Origin of the sequence: Acidimicrobium ferrooxidans DSM 10331 (assembly GCF_000023265.1) — a bacterium.
GTDB classification, from domain to species: Bacteria; Actinomycetota; Acidimicrobiia; order Acidimicrobiales; family Acidimicrobiaceae; genus Acidimicrobium; species Acidimicrobium ferrooxidans.
The window spans coordinates 1,716,112-1,733,497 of record NC_013124.1 but is presented as its reverse complement, the minus strand read 5'-3'; the positions used below and the strand labels follow the sequence as shown (position 1 = coordinate 1,733,497).

The 17,386-nt window shown below is 67.6% G+C and carries 15 protein-coding genes; 4 read left to right on the top strand and 11 right to left on the bottom strand.

Annotated features, from left to right (window positions below; translation table 11 throughout):
* The first annotated feature begins 350 nt into the window (after positions 1-350).
* Positions 351-1,763 carry a glutamate decarboxylase gene (gad, locus tag AFER_RS08500; protein ID WP_015799035.1) on the top strand — a complete coding sequence of 471 codons (1,413 nt, stop codon included), beginning with the start codon at positions 351-353 and terminating at the stop codon, positions 1,761-1,763.
* A 15-nt stretch (positions 1,764-1,778) separates the two neighbouring features.
* Here the strand turns inward: gad and AFER_RS08495 are convergent, their stop codons facing one another.
* Together AFER_RS08495 and dnaE are read right to left on the bottom strand one after the other, a co-directional pair.
* Complete coding sequence (locus tag AFER_RS08495) at positions 1,779-2,483, bottom strand: Type 1 glutamine amidotransferase-like domain-containing protein (protein WP_015799034.1); 705 nt, start codon at positions 2,481-2,483, stop codon at positions 1,779-1,781.
* A complete protein-coding gene (gene dnaE, locus AFER_RS08490; protein WP_015799033.1) occupies positions 2,473-6,042 on the bottom strand; it encodes a DNA polymerase III subunit alpha in 3,570 nt (1,189 codons plus the stop codon). Before dnaE ends, AFER_RS08495 begins: the two co-directional genes overlap by 11 nt.
* Positions 6,043-6,165: 123 nt before the next feature.
* Between dnaE and AFER_RS08485 the strand changes: the two genes are divergently transcribed.
* Positions 6,166-6,612, top strand: a complete 447-nt coding sequence (locus AFER_RS08485) for a DUF1707 SHOCT-like domain-containing protein (protein WP_015799032.1) — start codon at positions 6,166-6,168, stop codon at positions 6,610-6,612.
* Between the two features lie 796 nt (positions 6,613-7,408).
* Here AFER_RS08485 and AFER_RS08475 read toward each other — a convergent pair.
* The 8 genes from AFER_RS08475 to AFER_RS08445 all read right to left on the bottom strand — a co-directional run bounded on the left by AFER_RS08475 (position 7,409) and on the right by AFER_RS08445 (position 13,751).
* A complete protein-coding gene (locus AFER_RS08475; protein WP_015799031.1) occupies positions 7,409-7,969 on the bottom strand; it encodes a PIN domain-containing protein in 561 nt (186 codons plus the stop codon).
* 4 nt (positions 7,970-7,973) lie between these two features.
* Positions 7,974-8,483 carry a helix-turn-helix domain-containing protein gene (locus AFER_RS08470; protein ID WP_041661798.1) on the bottom strand — a complete coding sequence of 170 codons (510 nt, stop codon included), beginning with the start codon at positions 8,481-8,483 and terminating at the stop codon, positions 7,974-7,976.
* 528 nt (positions 8,484-9,011) lie between these two features.
* Positions 9,012-9,359 (bottom strand): transposase, encoded by a 348-nt coding sequence (locus tag AFER_RS08465; protein ID WP_041661797.1) that lies wholly within the window; start codon positions 9,357-9,359, stop codon positions 9,012-9,014.
* The gene (locus tag AFER_RS12995) at positions 9,356-9,883 is read right to left on the bottom strand and encodes a transposase (RefSeq protein WP_171788983.1); all 528 of its coding nucleotides are present in this window, start codon (positions 9,881-9,883) and stop codon (positions 9,356-9,358) included. The genes AFER_RS08465 and AFER_RS12995 overlap by 4 nt, the downstream gene beginning before the upstream one ends.
* The gene (locus AFER_RS11250) at positions 9,846-10,289 is read right to left on the bottom strand and encodes a transposase (RefSeq protein WP_049755438.1); all 444 of its coding nucleotides are present in this window, start codon (positions 10,287-10,289) and stop codon (positions 9,846-9,848) included. The genes AFER_RS12995 and AFER_RS11250 overlap by 38 nt, the downstream gene beginning before the upstream one ends.
* A gap of 9 nt (positions 10,290-10,298) precedes the next feature.
* Complete coding sequence (locus AFER_RS08455; protein ID WP_015799029.1) at positions 10,299-10,883, bottom strand: peroxidase-related enzyme; 585 nt, start codon at positions 10,881-10,883, stop codon at positions 10,299-10,301.
* A gap of 29 nt (positions 10,884-10,912) precedes the next feature.
* Positions 10,913-11,527: a hypothetical protein gene (locus tag AFER_RS08450; RefSeq protein ID WP_015799028.1), complete on the bottom strand. Its 615-nt coding sequence runs from the start codon at positions 11,525-11,527 to the stop codon at positions 10,913-10,915.
* Positions 11,528-11,798: 271 nt separating this feature from the next.
* Entirely contained in the window at positions 11,799-13,751 is a 1,953-nt protein-coding gene (locus AFER_RS08445) for a thioredoxin domain-containing protein (RefSeq protein ID WP_015799027.1), read from the bottom strand.
* A 66-nt stretch (positions 13,752-13,817) separates the two neighbouring features.
* On the opposite strand from AFER_RS08445, the gene AFER_RS08440 reads away from it, so the two are divergent.
* Both AFER_RS08440 and AFER_RS08435 read left to right on the top strand, forming a co-directional pair.
* On the top strand, positions 13,818-14,564 hold the full coding sequence (locus AFER_RS08440) for a glucose 1-dehydrogenase (protein WP_015799026.1): 747 nt from the start codon (positions 13,818-13,820) through the stop codon (positions 14,562-14,564).
* A gap of 128 nt (positions 14,565-14,692) precedes the next feature.
* Positions 14,693-16,150, top strand: coding sequence for an APC family permease (locus tag AFER_RS08435; RefSeq protein WP_015799025.1), 1,458 nt, complete (start codon positions 14,693-14,695; stop codon positions 16,148-16,150).
* On the opposite strand, the gene AFER_RS08430 is transcribed toward AFER_RS08435, so the two are convergent.
* Complete coding sequence (locus AFER_RS08430; RefSeq protein ID WP_015799024.1) at positions 16,147-17,334, bottom strand: class I adenylate-forming enzyme family protein; 1,188 nt, start codon at positions 17,332-17,334, stop codon at positions 16,147-16,149. The two genes, AFER_RS08435 and AFER_RS08430, sit on opposite strands and share 4 nt — an antisense overlap.
* Positions 17,335-17,386: the final 52 nt, after the last annotated feature.

Sequence of the window (17,386 nt, the reverse complement as noted above, 5' to 3'; positions counted from 1 at the left end):
CGTCCATGGCCGCCGCGGCGATCACGAGGCGTGAGCGGTGGCTTGTCGTCGGTGAACTCTCGCCACGCTGCTCGCACGCCGCGCGACGACGGCTCCCGGCCATGTTCGCCGGTGCGTGACTCGCGCCGCGCTCACAGGGCCGCTCGCACGGTGCCGTCCGTGGCTGCGGGCCGCGATCGCGCAGAGGGCGCAGCGCTCGCATGCTGAAGGTCCGGCCTGCCATCGACCACGCACTGACCGACCGGCACCGGACGGGCTTGCTAGGGTCGCAGCGGGTTCCAGCGTTGCTCGCGCCTCTCACGTCACGTGATCGGGAGCACCGGGCGGTGCCTGCTGGATGACCGAAGGAGATGATCAGGTTGGCTCGACGGCACTCGTCACCACGGCGACACACGTTCTCGAAGGACCTCCCGATCAATCCGCTCTTCGTCCGCGAGCTCACCGAGGGTGTACCACGTGCACGGCTGCGGAGCGATGGTCTCGGTCCCGACCTCGCTTACCAGGTGATTCACGACGAGATCGCGATGGATGGCAACGCGCGCCTCAACCTTGCGACCTTCGTGACCACGTGGATGGAGCCGCAAGCCGATCGTCTCTATGCCGAGGCGGTCGACAAGAACATGATCGACAAGGACGAGTACCCGCAGACGGCAGCGATCGAGGGTCGCTGTGTTCGGATGCTCGCCGATCTGTGGCATGCGCCCGATCCCGACACCACGATCGGTGTCTCCACCACGGGTTCGTCAGAGGCGTGCATGCTCGCAGGCCTCGCGCTCAAGCGGCGTTGGCAGATCGCCCGTCGCGCCACGGGGGCGCCGACGGATCGGCCGAACATCGTCGTGAGCTCCGCCGTGCAGGTGGTGTGGGAGAAGTTCGCTAACTACTTCGAGGTCGAGCCTCGTTACGTTCCGGTCACGCCCGAGCACCCGACGCTGGACGCCGACGGGGTACTCGCGGCGGTGGACGAGCGCACGATCGGTGTCGTGCCGATCCTTGGCGTGACGTACACGGGGGTCTACGAGCCGGTCGCCGAGATCGCGCGTGCCCTCGACGAGCTCTACGAGCGTACGGGTCTCGACATCCCGATCCACGTCGACGGCGCCTCGGGCGGGTTTGTCGCGCCGTTCCTCGAGCCACAGCTCGACTGGGACTTCCGCCTACCGCGAGTCGTCTCGATCAACGCATCGGGCCACAAGTTCGGGCTCGTCTATCCCGGACTCGGCTGGGTCGTATGGCGCCAAGCGACGGACGTTCCCGAAGAGCTGATCTTTCGTGTCGCCTATCTCGGCGGTGACATGCCGACGCTGGCGCTGAACTTCTCTCGCCCGGGGGCGCAGGTGCTCCTGCAGTACTACACCTTCTTGCGACTGGGCCGCGAGGGCTTCACCGCCGTGCACGCGAGTGCCCAACGAGTCGCTCGCATGATCGCCGACGAGCTGGCATCGCTCGGACCGTTCGAGGTGATCGGCGACGGGCGTGACATCCCTGTCGTGGCGTGGCGTCTGCGGCCAGGTGAGGTGCGACCGTGGGACCTCAATCACCTCTCACACGAGCTGCGCGCTTATGGGTGGCAGGTGCCGGCCTATCCCATGCCTGATGCGATGAGCGACGTCACGGTGATGCGCGCCGTGGTGCGCAGCGAGTTCTCCGCGGACATGGCAACGCTGTTCCTCGATGACCTCGCCGAGTGTGTCGAGGTGCTCGAGCGCCACGGGACCCCGCCGCCAGTGCATCCGACCGTGCGGGAGTCCTTCCACCACTGAGCGATTCGTCCGCGGCTACGTGGCGGGGATGACGACGGGCAGGTCGATGGCGTCGGAGATCGGTGTCGTCGAGGTCCCCTCGACGACCCAGCAGCGCCCGGTTCCCCAGGGACGAAACGTCGTGCCCTCGCCGACGAGCGCGGTGAGTTCGTCGATGCCGATCGTTCGTTCGGCGCCGGCGACGGCCCCCAGCTCGGTCGGCATCCAATGCCGAGCTCGATCGAAGTGGGGCAGAATGCTGGTCCCCGGCAGCACACCGAGCCCGGGCTCGGCGTGCTGCGTGGGTGAGCGCAGCGATCCGATGAGGCCGCCGAGCACCATCGCCCCGGCTGAGCAGCCCGCCAGCGCCACACCGCGACCGAGCGCGTCGACGATCGCCGACCACAACCGGCTTCCGCGAAGGCTGCTGGCGAGGTGGAATGGGTTGCCCCCCGAGAGGTAGACGAGATCGGCACCGGCGACGAGACGTGCCCAGCGAGGGTCGTCGGCGTCGGCTCGGGAGCGTGCGAGGACCGTGTGCGCCGTGACGCCGAGGCGCGCGGCCTGCTCACGTCCGAGGTCGACCCAGTAGGCGAAGCGTTCATCGCTCTCTTGGCCAGCCGCGAGCGGAATCTGGACGTAGTTGCGACCCCGACCGATGAGCGACGCTTCGAGGGGCGCCATCGCCGGGAGGTACTCGCCCGATCCCACCAGGGCGATGCGTGGGCCGTCAGTCGACACGGACCTGATCTCCGAACACGTTGCGCAGGTGCCCCACCAGGCTCGATCCGGGGCGGACGCTGGTGCTGGCGAGCTCGAAGCGCATGCCTTCGATGTCGAGGACCGCACGCGCCGTGCCGACGTGATCCGCGAGCACGTTACGCAGTCGAACGAGCGAATCTGGGACGGCGAGGCGCTTGGGCAGTCGCAGCACCACCGCGTCAGTGGCGCCGTCCGCCGCGTCGTCACTGGTGAGCGCGGCCGTATCGACGGGCTCGATGGCGAGCGCGACCAGCGTGCGGCCGTCTTCGCGGCCGTCGATACGGCCGGTGATCGCGACGATGGCATCCTGCTTCAGGTGCAGCCCGTGATCTGCCATGGTCTTCGGGAACACCATGACCTCGATCCCAGCTTGCAGGTCTTCGAGCCGCAAGGTGGCCATGAGGTCGCCCTTGCGCGTCGTCCGTTGCGCGAGCGCTGTGATCGCCCCGACGACCGTCACCGGTTCGCCGGGAGGCGTATCGGCCTCGATGAGATCCAAGATGGGGGTGACGTCCCGTCCGAGCCGGTCGACGTTGACGCCGTGCATCGGGTGCGCGGAGACGTAGAGCCCGAGCATGTCGCGCTCGAAGGCGAGGAGCTCTGGCGTGCTCCACTCCACCGAACCGATGTCGAGGCGCAGATCCGGGACGACGCTCTCGTCCTCGGAGGGCTCTTCGAAGAGGGACCCGAGGCCTCGGTCGCGCTGGCGGCGCCGCTCGTTGACCCGTTCGAGCGCGCCCTCGAGCGCTTCGTAGAGGGCCCGCCGTGGGTGTCCGAACGAGTCGAAGGCCCCGGCCTTGATGAGCGACTCTAAGGTGCGGCGGTTCAGGACGCTCGCATCGACCCGCAGCAAGAAGTCGGCAAAGCTCGTGAACGGACCGCTTCGCGTGCGCTCGTCGATGATCGAGCGCACGAGGCCCTCCCCGACGTTGCGCACGGCAGCAAGGCCGAAACGGATCTGCTCGCCCTCAGGACCGCTCGTGACGCTGAAGTCGACGTCGGAGGCGTTGACGTCGGGCACGAGGACCGCGATGTGGTGGGCTGCGGCGTCGGCGAGGTAGACGGCCAACTTGTCCTTGTCGTCGCGCACACTCGTCAAGATGGCCGCGAGGAACTGGACGGGGAAGTTGGCCTTCAGGTAGGCCGTCTGATAGCTGACGAGCCCGTAGCCGAAGGCGTGGCTCTTGTTGAAGGCGTAGTCCGCAAAGGGCTCGATGATGTCGAAGAGTGCGGTACCAAGTTCGGGTCCGTAGCCGCTCGCGACGCAACCGGCGATGAACTTCTCGCGTTCGGCGGCGATGAGGGTCCGGATCTTCTTGCCGCAGGCCTTGCGCAAGTTGTCGGCTTCCTCGAGGGAGTAGCCCGCGATCTGCTGAGCGACGCGCATCATCGACTCTTGGTAGATCATGAGGCCGTAGGTGTCGCGGAGCACCGGCTCGAGGTCTGGGTGCAGGTAGCTCACCGGCTTGCGGCCGTTCTTGCGGTCGGCATAGTCGACGTGCATGTTGGCCGCCATCGGGCCGGGACGGTAGAGGGCCACGAGCGCGGCCACGTCCTCGAAGCGGCTCGGGGCGAGCTGGCGCATGAGCTGGCGCATCGGCCCGCCTTCGAGCTGGAAGACACCGATGGCGTCACCCGCGCGCAGCATCGCGAAGGTGGCCTCGTCGTCGAGGGCGATGGCGTCGATGTCGAGGTCGACGCCCCGCGTCGCCCGGATCAGCTCCACGGCGCGATCGATGACCGAGAGGGTCCTCAGCCCGAGGAAATCCATCTTCAGGAGGCCGAGTTCCTCCACGCCATGCATCTCGAACTGCGTGACGATGGGTGCCTCGGATGGATCCTGGCCTGGATCGGGCTTGCGTTGGATGGGCAGGTACTCCGTCAGCGGGTCACGCGAGATCACCACCGCGGCTGCATGGATGCCGTCCTGACGCCGCAGGCCTTCGAGGCCCTTGGCGACCTGGACGACCCGCGCCACGTCCGGATCGCTCTCGACCATCTCGCGAAGGGCCGCCGCTTGAGCGTAGCCGTCCTCGTGGCCGGGCGTGAGCTCGAGGCAGGCAGCAAGCGGCGTGTCTCGTCCCATGACGAGCGGCGGCATCGCCTTGGCGATCTTGTCGCCGACGGCGTACGGGTAGCCAAGGACCCGTGCGGCGTCGCGTACGGCAGCTCGAGCCTTGATGGTGGAGAACGTCACGATCTGGGCGACGTGATCATGCCCGTAGCGCTCGGCCGCGTAGCGGATCATCTCGCCTCGGTAGCGCTCGTCGAAGTCCATGTCGATGTCGGGCATCTGCTTGCGGCCTGGGTTGAGGAAGCGCTCGAAGATGAGGTCGTAGGCGAGCGGATCGATCTGGGTGATCCCGAGGCAGTAAGCGACCACGCTGCCCGCCGCGCTACCTCGTCCCGGGCCGACGCGAATGTGAGCCTCGCGGGCATGACGGATCAGGTCCCAGACCACGAGGAAGTAGCCCGGAAAGCCCATGGACTCGATCACGGAGAGCTCGTAGCGAATCCGCTCGCTCGTGGTCTCGTCGAGATCGTTGCCGTAGCGCGCCCGCGCGCCCTGCCAGACCAGCTCGGCGAGGTACTCACCTGCGCGCTCGTCGTAGGTCGCACCCGTGATCCGGACCGGGATGTCGATCTCGGGAAGCGCCGGCTGGCCAAAGGTCAGCTCCAACGAGCAGCGCTCGGCGATGTCGAGGGTCGCGTCACAGGCCTCGGGCACCTCGCGGAAGCGCTCACGCATCTCCTCGGCGCTCTTGAGGTAGTGCTCCGATCCCTCGAAGCGGAAGCGATTCTGGTCGTTGATGGTCGCGCCGGTCTGGACGCACAGCAGCGCATCGTGGGTCTCGTGGTCCTCGCGGTGCGTGTAGTGGGAGTCGTTGGTGGCCACGGTCCGCAGCCCGAGGTGCTTGGCGAGCTCGAGGAGTTGGGGGTTGGTTCGGCGCTGTTCGGCCAGCCCGTGATCTTGGAGCTCGACGAAGACGTTGTCCGGGCCGAGGATCTCGCGCAGCGTTCCGGCGACCGTGCGCGCTCCCTCCTCGTCGCCGCGAAGGAGGTGCTGGAGGACGAGCCCACCGAGACACCCGGTGAGCGCGATGAGTCCCTCGCGGTGCTCCTCGAGGAGCTCGAAGTCGATGCGGGGCTTGTAGTAGTAGCCCTCGAGGAACGCACGCGAGGAGAGCTGGATGAGGTTGTGGTAACCGGTCTCGTTCTCCGCGAGCAGCGTGAGGTGGTAGTAGAGCTTCTCACCTCGCTCGCTCTCGCCGCCCGTGTCGTCGAGGCGTCCGCGACGTTGCGGGCGCTCGAACCGGGAGCCCCCCGCCATGTAGGCCTCGAGGCCGATGATGGGGCGCACGCCGGTGCGTGTGGCGGCCTTGTAGAACTCGAGCGCACCGTAGAGGTTGCCGTGGTCGGTGATCGCGAGGGCGGGCTGGCCGTCGGCGGCTGCGGCACGCAGGAGATCGTTGATGCGCGACGCGCCGTCGAGCATGGAGTACTCGGTGTGAGTGTGGAGGTGGACGAACGAGCGCACGGCACCACGCTACCTGCGCCCCGCGGCCTCGCCTGTGACGGGTGGCCCGTCTCGTGAGGTCGCCGTGAGATCCTCGGTTCGGGCTCTCGTACGCGTGACGAGCGGTCGTGATACGATGGCTGCGTGAGCGACTTCGACGAGGTGCGGTGTTCGCAAGCAGACCGCGATGCGGTCGAAGAGGTGCTGCGCTCAGCGTTTCAAGAGGGCCGGCTCGATCCCATGGAGTTCGAAGAGCGACTCGAGCATCTCCACGTCGCGCGGACCTACCGTGATCTCGGCGCACTCGTGACCGACGTTCCGCACGCGCTCCCGTTCCTTCCCCCCGTTACGGCTCCGGGCACGCTCCCCGTGGCTGCGGAAGCTCCCGTACGGGTGCAGCGTCGCCATCGGACGCACGTTCTCAGGACGGTGCTCCTGGTGTATGCCGCCGTGCTGTTCATTGGAACGGCACCATGGATGGTGCGACCGATGCTCCTCATGGTCGTTGCGTTCGCCTGGATGGGGTGGATGGCGTTTCGCATCCTGCCGCGGCTCGGGCGCTCGTCGTTGTGGGGTCGTCGTCGCTGGTAGCTCCCGTCGTGCTGGGAGGGGAGCGATTGCTGGCCTTCGTCGCTGTCGTCGCGGTGTTGAGAGGGGCCGCTGGGAGAGGTCGAGTGGCGTGTGCGCTCGATTGACCGGTACGAGCCTGCTGGCGATCGTGTCGTCCGTCGCCGCGGGTGGCCGGGTTAACGGTGCGCCGACTGGTCCGCGCCAGTGTATCGGCAATGCTCTCGAGACGGCCTGACGGACTCGAAGCCTCCCGCCGGGAGTTGGCGGCTGTCATGCGCGTGGTGGGCTTCGGTTGCACCTAGGGGCCGACTCACCAGAGAGCACGTCTCCGGGGCGTGAGCGGATGGCTTGTCGTGAGCGGCGAAGACGCCTCGAACGGCTCGGATTGCCCATCGTTCGGCTTGCAGCGGCGAGTGACGATCCGTCGGCGCTGATCGACGACCACGTGGATCTCGCTCGGGACGCTCCTAGGCAGGTCCGTTGCAAAGCGATGCGGGCGCGCACGAGGGCTCGTCGCGCCAGACATGAGCGCTCGACGGTGCGTGAGTGACCAATGGCTCACAGTACGACCCGCGTGCCGCGTGAGGCGCAGCCCGGCTCGAGCACTCATTCGACTGAGGCCTCACGTCCGAGGTGGCTCGAGCTGGTTTGTCTGAATCAGCATGACGTCGCGGACGGCGACGGACTTGCGCGGTATTGACCAGGTGTCAGAAGTCCGGCGCGCTCTGCGTCACGGAAGCGGAGCGGGACCAGTGAGCGGTCGTGTGAGAATGTCGGTTCGACAGTGAAGGTGGACTCGGTTTCGGGTGCCGGTCGGTCAGATCATTCGGCCGATCTTGTCGGCGAAGGTGGGCACACCGCAGCGGGCCAGTCGGGCGATGACATCGCGTGGCGTGAGCGAGGGCTGCCGCGTGTTGGCAGCCTGCTGCTCGATGGCGTCAAGTACTGCCTTCGGCGCGAGGTCGAGTTGGTCGAGGAGGAAGTCATCGGGGTGAGTGACTTCGATCGTGAGATCGGCGAGGGCGCCCCTCGGGTAGTCGCGGAGGTTCCTCGTGACGATGGCGTCTGCTCCGCCGGCAAGCGCAGCTGCGACGACGTGGCGGTCGTCCGGGTCGGGGAGGGTCAAGCCGTGCTCGAGCGGATGCCAGCCCCGGACGCAAGCATCCTCGAATGCGCGCTCGATCTCGCGGAACCGCTGCTCGAGGACCTCCCGAGGGATGTTGGGGTGGACCTCGACGGTGGCCTTGGTGGCCTCCGCGAGGATCCGCTTGGACCAGAGTGGCCGATAGAGCCCGAGCTCTGCGAGCCGAAGGAGAGTGTCGGCGAGCGTAACCGGCACGAGGACGCACGCGTCCAAGACCACCGCGTAGCGAGCCACGACGTCAGTCCGCGATCTTCTTCCTGGCCAGGCTCCGACGAGCCTCCCTCAGCGCCTTGGCGTAGGTGGCCTCCGTCTCCTCGTAGAGCCCCAGCTCGCTGGCTTGCTCCGTGAGTTGGTCGAGGACCGCGCGACGATCTGTCGAGCGACGATGCTGGAAGTCGACGAGGTGTTCGAGGCGGATGCGGCGGTGACGGTTCGGCTTCTCGAACGGTATGGCCCCTTCCTCTAGGAGTCGGACGAGGGTAGGCCGACTGATGCCGAGGAAATCCGCTGCTTCCTGTGTGGTGAGGAGTAGTCCTTGGGGGGCGATGAGGGCAGCCTTACCCTGTCGCATGACCTCGACCACCTGGCGCAAGACCGTGTAGACCTCAGGTGGTAGTGGGATGTTCTCGCCGTCTGGACCACGGAGCATCGCTGGTTCGGTGTGAGCTTCCAGGAACCGAGCCAGGTGGACGAGCGGGCCGAGGTCCGTGGGGGGCAGGACGACGTCTTCGCCCGGCCTGGGGTGCATGAGAGTGGTCGAGGCTTCGTTGCCGACTTGGTTGGTTGACACCACGACAACACTGTAGCAGAAATCGCAAGAATCGCAAGAATCGCAAGAATCGCAAGAATCGTAGAAATCGCCAGAATCGTAGAAATCGCCAGAATCGCAACCACTCAGGCTGGCCGCCCCATCGAGCCCACCCGCCGTGCGAGGACTCTGATCAGCATGGACACGTAAGGCAGACCACACAGAGCGCGGGGAGCTCGACATGCCAGAGCAGATCCACGGAGGCTGGCCGAGGGGGGAAGTCTTACCCCGGATCGCCCGGCGCCGTACTGGGCGCTGGCCCGCCAGCGGTTCTGAGGTTCTCGGGCAACGAGATCACGTCCCACCGAGTGGTGTCAGTTCACTCCCTGGTCCTCCTCTCACAGCAGGTGCCGCCTCGGCGAGCGACGCCAGCACGCAAGGAGCGCCAGGGGCCCCAAGCGTCGGCGAGGTGCCCGCCGTGTCGTCGTCGCGGCTCGTTGCAGCCCCGAGCTCTGCCATTCACTCCTGTTAGCGGCCGTGTCGCTCGGCAACGGCCCAGTCCTCGTGCTGCTCGAGCACGACAGCGGTGACGAGCCTCAGGAGAGCAGCGTCGTTGCCGAAGTCCCCGACGACGTTGGTGCGCCGCTTGATCTCATGGTTCACTCGCTCTGAGCGGGTTCGTCGACCAGATCGTTCCCCAGCAACCCTCCGAGAAGCTCTCAGAAGGTGAGCGACCTCCTCCTTGGCCTCGGCGAGCACGGTCACAACCGCGGGGAGCTTCGAGGGCAAGGGAGTCGATGACCTGGTCGTCCTGGGTACGGAGCGCTGCCGAGGAAGGCTCGAGCGACGATCGTGCGGATCTGAGGCGAGGTTCATGTCTCCCAGGCTCCCCTTCCTCGATGCGAGCGAGCACGTCGCGCACGCTGCATCCGGCACCTGTGCCAGCTCGTCCCGATGAAGCACCTCGCGATGGCGGTGGTGAGCCCGCGCTCGCACATCGGAGATGACGAGGCACACACCACCGAGGCCTCAGGACCCCTGAGCTCCCTCGAGTACTCGGGCGAGAAGCTCTCGGTCTGCCCGTCCCCGACGCACGACCCCGAGGACCTCGTGCGTCTCAGGTGGCATGCACGCCCGTGATGGTCACCACGGCGCGGGAGATGACCCGGTGGGCAAGGCGGCCCTTCGCGTCGGTGGCATCGGCGAGGAGGGAGCAGAACGCAGCGATGGTCCAGCCTGCGGCGACGGAACCCCGCCAGCTCCTCGTCTGAGGTTGCGACGATGCGAGAGACCTCGCTCCTTGTGACCCCCGTCCCACCGAGGGCCGCGACCAGGTCATCGACCGTGCGGGTGCTGACGCCCTCAGACGCAGGCCTCCATGACCAAGGCGTCGAGGGCACGATCGACACAGGCGCCAGCGCTCGCCGATGCTCGGGACACGCTCTTCTGGCGGAGCCGTGCGGATACGCAGCTCCACGTGCCGGCCTTGGTGATGAGCAGACGGTCTGCGCTCACCGTGGCGCTGCATCTGGCGTCCCTCGTCTCGTTTTCGCGGCGAGCGCCGATGACTGCTGCTGCCTCCTGCTCGATGAGGGCTTGGAGGACGAGCTGGACCTCCTCTCGGATGACGTCGATGTCATCGCCTGCCCTGATGGTGCCAGAGCACGCGGGTACAGTCGGAACGGGTCGGGGCCACTCGCGTGGCTCCTCTGGCTCGCTGTTGGCTGACACGCCAGCGATCGCCCGGTGGCCCGCCCTCTTGGGGTTCGTGGCGCCCGGAAAGTGCACGACGTGGTGGGACGCCACTTCGCTGCGCTATGAGCTTCGCGGCGTACGTCCCATGGCATAGAACTCGGAATTCGGGAGGATCTTCGCGAAGCCGGCGAGACGATTGGAGAGAGCGAAGAACGCGGTGATCGCCCCAACGAGCCAGATGTCGGTGTCATCGAGCCCAACCTCGTAGAGCGGCGCGAAGTCCTCGGGCGTGATCGCGTTGGCTTCGTCGCGCACCTTGAAGGCAAAGCGCACGATGGCGAGTGATCGTTCGTCGAGGTCTGCGCGCTCTGGATCGACGACGACCCGGTCGGCGATGGTGGGGTCGTGTGCCCGAATACGAAGAATGGCGCCGTGAGCGATGACGCAGTAGAGGCAGTGGTTGCCCGCCGACGTCGCGACCACGATGAGCTCGCGCTCAGCCTTCGTGAGACCGCTCGGGACCTCCATGAGCGCATCGTGGTAGCCGAAGAAGGCTCGATACTCCTCCGGCCGCCACGAGAGGGCGCCAAAGATCGTCGGGAGAAAGCCGGTCCGTTCGGCGACGGCGTCGTTGCGCGCGCGGACATCGTCGGGCGCGTTGGGGTCGGGGTCCAGGCGGCCGAACCACTCTGGTATGCGGGTCATAGGCCTCTCCGTTCTCCGTTCACCGCTCGTCACACCAGCGTGACGATGAGCTTGCGGCAGTAGCCGTGATCCGGCGGCGTGTAGGCGGCGAGCGCGAAGCGCGGCACGCGTCCGAACGCATGCTGCCAACCCTTGCGATGCGTAATGGTCGGCCCGCCACCGAGTCGCGCCTCGAGCTCCTTGGTCACCGGCATCAGCTGACGAAGGGATCCCCAGGAGAACTCGAGGACGGCCTCGTCGTTGCGTCCGCGCCCAAGCGTGGGATCGCGCAGGGCCACGACCGCGAGCGAGGGGCGGGTCCCATCGAAGCGGGCGTACGGCACGCTGGGGCCCGGGTGCCCAAGTGGGGCGAGGCGCTCGCTCGCGCTCAGGCGTTCCAGCCACGAGACGAGGTGGCGACGCTTGGCGACCTGCTCGGTCGGGGAGACCTCGGCGGCGATACGCAGATCGGGGCGAGCCGGATCTGCCTCGTCGGGTGCGTGCTCGTGCTCGAGGACGACGTAGCCGAAGTTCGTCAGCTCGCCCGAGCGCTGTGCGATCACGCGGATGAGGCGCAGTTCGGCCCGGTCGAGGATGATGAACTCGCGTTCGTGGCCAGGCACGTCGAGTGTCCCGAGGAGCACATGTCGAAACGGTGTGGACATCTCAGGCTTCCACCGGCGGCCAACGATGCACGCGCCCTCCTCCGCAGGTCACTGTGGTGGACCTCAGGCTAGCTGGTGCGCGATGGCGGCGGCGAGTCGACGGTGCTCTGGGGGGCTCCGTACTGGGTCGTGATGCCGACGTGATGGTGCCGCCGGAGGTCGTCGAGTCGGCGTGCTGAACGGTGGTCGTCGAGGCTCGGCCGGCGTCACAGCTCGGGTTGGCCGCTCCGTGGACGAGACCGCTCGCGGCCGAGCTGGGCTTCGGTGCGCATCACGGGAGCGTGGACCAGAGCGCGTCAGCCAGGACGCGTGGATCGCTCGTCGGGAGCAGGCAGGCGTGAGCAACACACACCTCGGCCCGGTCGCCAGCCGCTCCGGTCGCGAGTGGGTGGGTCGGATCGCGGACGACGACGTCGAGCGGACGAGCAGCGGCGAGGGCGACACGGGCGAGTTCGGTGAGGTTGGGGGTCGCGACGACGACGGTGCGCACGCGGTCGGTGTGTCCCATCGCCAGGGCGCCGAGGGCAGCTGCGGCCGGCGCGGCCTCCAGGACATCGGCGAGCGCATCGGCGAGCTGGCTGCGTGCGTGGGCGAGGCGGTCGTCCGCGCTCACCGCGACGAGCCGCGTGAGGTGCCACAGGGCGAGTGAGCTCACGGACGGGTGGGCGCCGTCGAGGCGGTCGGGGACGGCCTCACCAGGCTCCGTGCTCGAGACGACCATGCCGAGCCCTGGGAGGAGGAACCGTTCGACGAGGCGACTGGCGCTCGTGCGCGCGCGCTCGAGCCAAGCAGTCGCGCCCGTGACCTCCCATGCGGCGAGGGCCATGATCGAGACCCACAGCTCGTCGGAGCTCGTTGCTCCGCGGGCCTCGCCGCCGTAGGCGACGTGACGGGCGCCGCTCGCATCGACGAACGTCGCATGCACGCGACGCGCGAGGCCGAGACCCCAGACGATCCACTCGTCGCGTCCCGAGCGCCGACCGGCGACGAGGAGTGCGGTCGCGACGGCGGCGTTGTGGTCGCACAAGGCCTTGTCGTCGCGTCGCGCACTGCCGCGCCCGCGCCGCCATGCGGCGAGCGCATCGAAGCGGGTGAGTGCGTTCCCTTCCAATCGGAGCGTCGAAGCGCCGATCCGGTGGCCGTGGTGGGGGCGATCGGGAGGTAGGTGAAGCTCGTCGATTACCCAGGCGGCCTCGTCGCCGAGCACGGCACGGACCTCCTCGGCGCGCAGGAGGTAGGCGCCCCCTTCCACTCCGTGGGCGTCGGCGTCGAGCGAGGTTGCGAGCAGGCCGTCGAAGCGTACGAGCGCTCGTCGAACGAAGGCGATCGTGCGCTCGAGCGTGAAGTACAGGTCGAGATCCTCGCGATCGGGACCGATCACCGCGAGGAGCAGGATGAACCAGGCTTGGTCGACGAGCATCTTCTCGTAGTGCACGTCCACCATCGGGCGATCGACGGCGTAGCGAAAGATGCCTCCGTCGAGGTGGTCGACGAGACCGCTCTCGGCGTAGCGGCGCACGCTCGCGAGGACGAGCTCTCGCACGCGGACTGTCTCGACGCCATCCCCGGTGCGCACGAGCTCCCAGAGGGCGAGGAGTGCGTGAGCCTGTGGGAACTTCGGTGCCGTTCCGAAGCCACCCTCGGACCGATCGAGCTGACGTGCGAGGTCCGTCCGCAGGCGCATCGTGATCTCGTCGGTCGGTGGCGCAGTTGGTCGCCGACTGCGAGGCTCGAGGCGTGCGCGCGTGAGTTCGTCGGCAGCACGCTCGAGCGCGCGGGGGTCGCGTGCGATCGCGTCCAGGATCGTGGTGAGCGTCTCGATCAGGCCGGGCAGGTTACTCGTCGAGCGTGGCGGGAGGTAGGTCGCGACCCAGGCAGGTCTCCCATCCGACGTGGCAACGGCGGTGAGCGGCCATCCACCGCTGCCGTTGATCGCGAGCGCGGCCGCCATGAAGCGAGCATCGATGTCGGGGAGCTCCTCACGGTCGACCTTCACGGGGAGGAAGTGCTCGTTGATGAGCGCTGCGACCGCGGGATCGCGGAACGTGGTCTCGGCCATGACGTGACACCAGTGGCATGCGGCGTAGCCGATCGACACGAACAGCGGCCGACCGAGCCGAGCAGCTGTCGCCAGCGAGTCGCTCGACCAGGGCCACCAGTCGACCGGATCGTCGGCATGATCGCGCAGATACAGGCTGTCGCTGGTGGCAAGGCGATTCCCCACCGGCGCCTCCCTCGTGGTGCCGACTGATGCCAGGCTAGCGCTCGGCGTGACCGATAGCGTGGGGACATGCATCGAGGTGCCGCCATCATCACCGGGGCAACGCGCGGGATCGGTCGCAGCGTGGCCGAGACGCTCGGAGCGAAGGGCTATCCGATCGTCGGGGTCGCGCGCCGCGAGGAGGAGCTCGCGAGCCTCGAGAAGGACCTGCGCGCCGGTGGCGTCGCGGTGACCACCGTGGCGGCAAACCTGCGCGATCCCGAGGTCGCCACCATCGTGGTCGAGCGAGCCGTCGCTGCGTTCGGGTCGGTGTCGGTCCTCGTCAACAATGCTGCGGCGAGCCCGACGTTCGGTCCGATCGCCCAGATGGAGCCGGAAGCGATGGACCTCGTCTGGGCGGTCAACGTCCGTGCCCCCGCATTGCTCGCCGCTCGGTTCGCGAGCGCGCCTGGTGACGACAAGGCGATCGTGAACATCGCGAGCGTCGGGGGGCTCGAGCCCGAGCCCGGCATCGGGCTCTACAACGTCTCCAAGGCGGCGTTGATCCATCTCACCCGCCAGCTCGCCACGGAGCTTGCACCGGTGCGCGTCAACGCGGTCTCGCCGGGCCTGGTGCGCACATCCTTTGCGGCGGTCCTCGTAGATGCGCTCGAGGCGCAGCTGGCTCGCTCGTTGCCGGCACGGCGGATCGGTGAGCCCGCCGACGTCGCGGCGGCGGTCGCGTTCCTCGTCTCCGACGAGGCGCGCTGGATCACGGGGGCCAACCTCGTCGTCGACGGCGGGACGCTGACGATCGGTCGGCTCGGGGGGCCGTGATTGTTGCGAATTCGTGCGTAATTCGTGAAATCCTTGCCGATTTCGATGGTCGAGCGTAGAATTCCCCGCGAATCGAGTAACGCCGGAACCTCGGGGAGCCTCGGCGTCGGACTCGAGAAGGGGGAGGTATGGATTCACTGGAGCACGCCAACAGTCGGGACCACCATCGCCTGCGGCGAGGTGCCCTCTCGCTCTTCGACTCGTCGGTCATGGGGGTCGCAGGCGTCGCCCCCGCCTACTCCATCGCAGCATCGACGGCGACCCTGATCGGCGCCGTGGCGCTCGGAGGGCCGGCGGCCCTGCTCTACTGCGGAATCGCCATGTTCGGTATCGTCTGGGCGTTCAACTACCTCGGGCGATCGGAGGCGAACGCAGGCGCGACGTACGCGTGGGTGCGACGTGCGCTCCATCCCGTGCTCGGCTACATCGCCGGCTGGTGCCTCGTGGTGTCGGCGCTCATCTTCATGGTTGCAGGTTCGGTCCCGGCGGGATCGACCATCCTCGGCCTGTTCTCGCAGCGGCTCGCGAACTCGACCGGGTGGGTGACGTTCCTCGGCATCGTCGTGTTCTTGATCATGGTCGGTGCGGTCATCGCTGGGGTGACCATCACGGCCAAGCTCCAGGTCGCGATGTCCACGATCGAACTTGCGATCTTGGTGCTCTTTGCGATCTTGATGCTGGTGCACAGCCCCAAGGTGGTGAGCTTCAGCTGGCACTGGTTCTCCCCGTCGATCTTCCACGGTTCGGCAGGGTTCTTCGCGGGTGCCCTGGTGGCGGCGTTCTACTACTGGGGGTGGGACGTTACGGCCAACCTCAACGAAGAGACCAAGGGATCGCGGGTCACCCCGGGTCTCGGGGCCATCAACGGCGTCATCGTGGTGTTCATCTTGTTCGAGGTGTTCACCATCGGCACCAACATGGTGCTCACGGGCCATCAGATCAGCCAGAACGCCGGTGACGTCCTGGATGCGCTCGGGCAGGTGGTCTGGCCCGGGATCGGGGGCAAGCTGATCGTCGTCGCCGTCGCGCTCTCGACGATCGCGACGCTCGAGACGACGATCATCCAGGTGTCACGCACGTTGTTCGCCATGGGCCGTGACGGCACGATGCCCTCGATCCTCGGTCGTACGCATCGGACGCGGCTCACGCCCGTGGCCGCCACGCTCGTCGTTGCCGTCGTCTCGGTCGGGCTGCTCATCGCGTCGAACTACGTCGGCTCCGTCGGTACCGTCTTGTCGGACGCCATCAACGCAATCGGTCTCCAGATCGCCGTGTACTACGGCCTTGCAGGGTTCTCGGTGGTGATCTTGTACCGCAAGCTCCTGTTCACGAAGCTCTCGTATTTCATCTTCGCCGGACTCTGGCCGCTCGCTGGAGCGATCTTCATGGCGGTGATGTTCGAGCAGAGCCTCCCAGGGCTCAATACCACGACGAAGGTGGTCGGTATCGGGGCCATCGCGCTCGGCATCATCCCTATCGCCATTTACTGGGCCAAAGGCCGGCCCTACTTCCGCATGCCGAGCCCGGAGGAGCGGGTGGTGCACCTCGACGACGTCGGCGAGGCGCCAGAACCGCTCGTCGACTAGGAGACCGCGGCGATCGACGCGGCGGAGCCGTCGGTCGTGGACGCTTGTGGTGTGCGAGCCACTGCGCCAGGCAACAGTCTGCGCAGTGGCTTGCCGGTTTCCGTCCTCGGGATCGACGTGACCGCGACGACTCGCCGCGGGATCCATGGGGTCTCGATGAGACCTTCGAGCGACCTCCGCAGATCAGCTGGGCTCGGTGGGCGCTCGGCGACCACGGCCAGGGTCACGGTCTCTCCGAGTCGATCGTCGGCCGTCGCGTACACCGCGAGATCGACGACGCGGTCTGCGAGGGTGCGGCGAAGGACGGCCTCGACCGGGTCAGGGGGCACGTGGTGGCCGCCAGAGTTGATGAGGTCGCCGGCTCGTCCAAGGACCTCGAGCCGCCCTGCTCGGAGCACGCCCACATCACCGGTCGCGAGCCATCCATCGGGGCCGAGGATCGGGGCGCCAGTGCGGTAGGTCTGCGCAATCATGGGTCCGCGGAGTTCGATCAAGCCGTCGACGAGCCTCGCCTCGACGCCCGGTAACGCGACGCCGTCGTACACCACGCCGGAGCCGGTCTCGGTCATGCCGTAGCTCGTGTGCATGTTGGGGGCCAGGTTGCCGGTGGCGGGCTGGGCGCCGAGGATGACGGCCCGGAACGGACGGGTATCGATCTCGAGCAGGGCGCTCGCCACGGTTGTGGTCAACGTTGCACCAGCGGCGACGGCACGGGCGAAGTGCTCGGGTCGGTGACGTGCGAGTAGCGTGATCGGCACGCCCGCGACGATGGCGCGGGCGATGGTGGCGAGTCCGCCGATGAACGCGGGCGAGAGCGCGGTGGTCCAGTGGTCGTGGCTCGAGATGCCGAGCCGTTCACCTACGGCATGGGCCGAGGCCCGAACGTTGGACTCGGTGAGGACCACGGCCTTCGGTGCGCCGGTCGTCCCGGAGGTGACCTGCACGATCCAGGCGTCGTCATGGAGGGGTGGCGCCGACGGGTCGAGCGTGATCTCCGACGACTCGAGGCGAAGCACGTGGGCGCCGAGCGCGTCGAGGCGTTGGCGAACCATCGGCGACGAGACGTCGACGACACACACGGCCTCGCCACGTTCCCACGCGGTCGCGATGGCATCCACGAGCCAGGCGTCCTGACGGGCGGGGAGCGCGACGAGGCGTCGACCTACGTTGGACGGCGACGACATGATCTCTCATGGTAGGGCCGAACCTTCCGTAGACTGGCATGGTGCGAAGGGA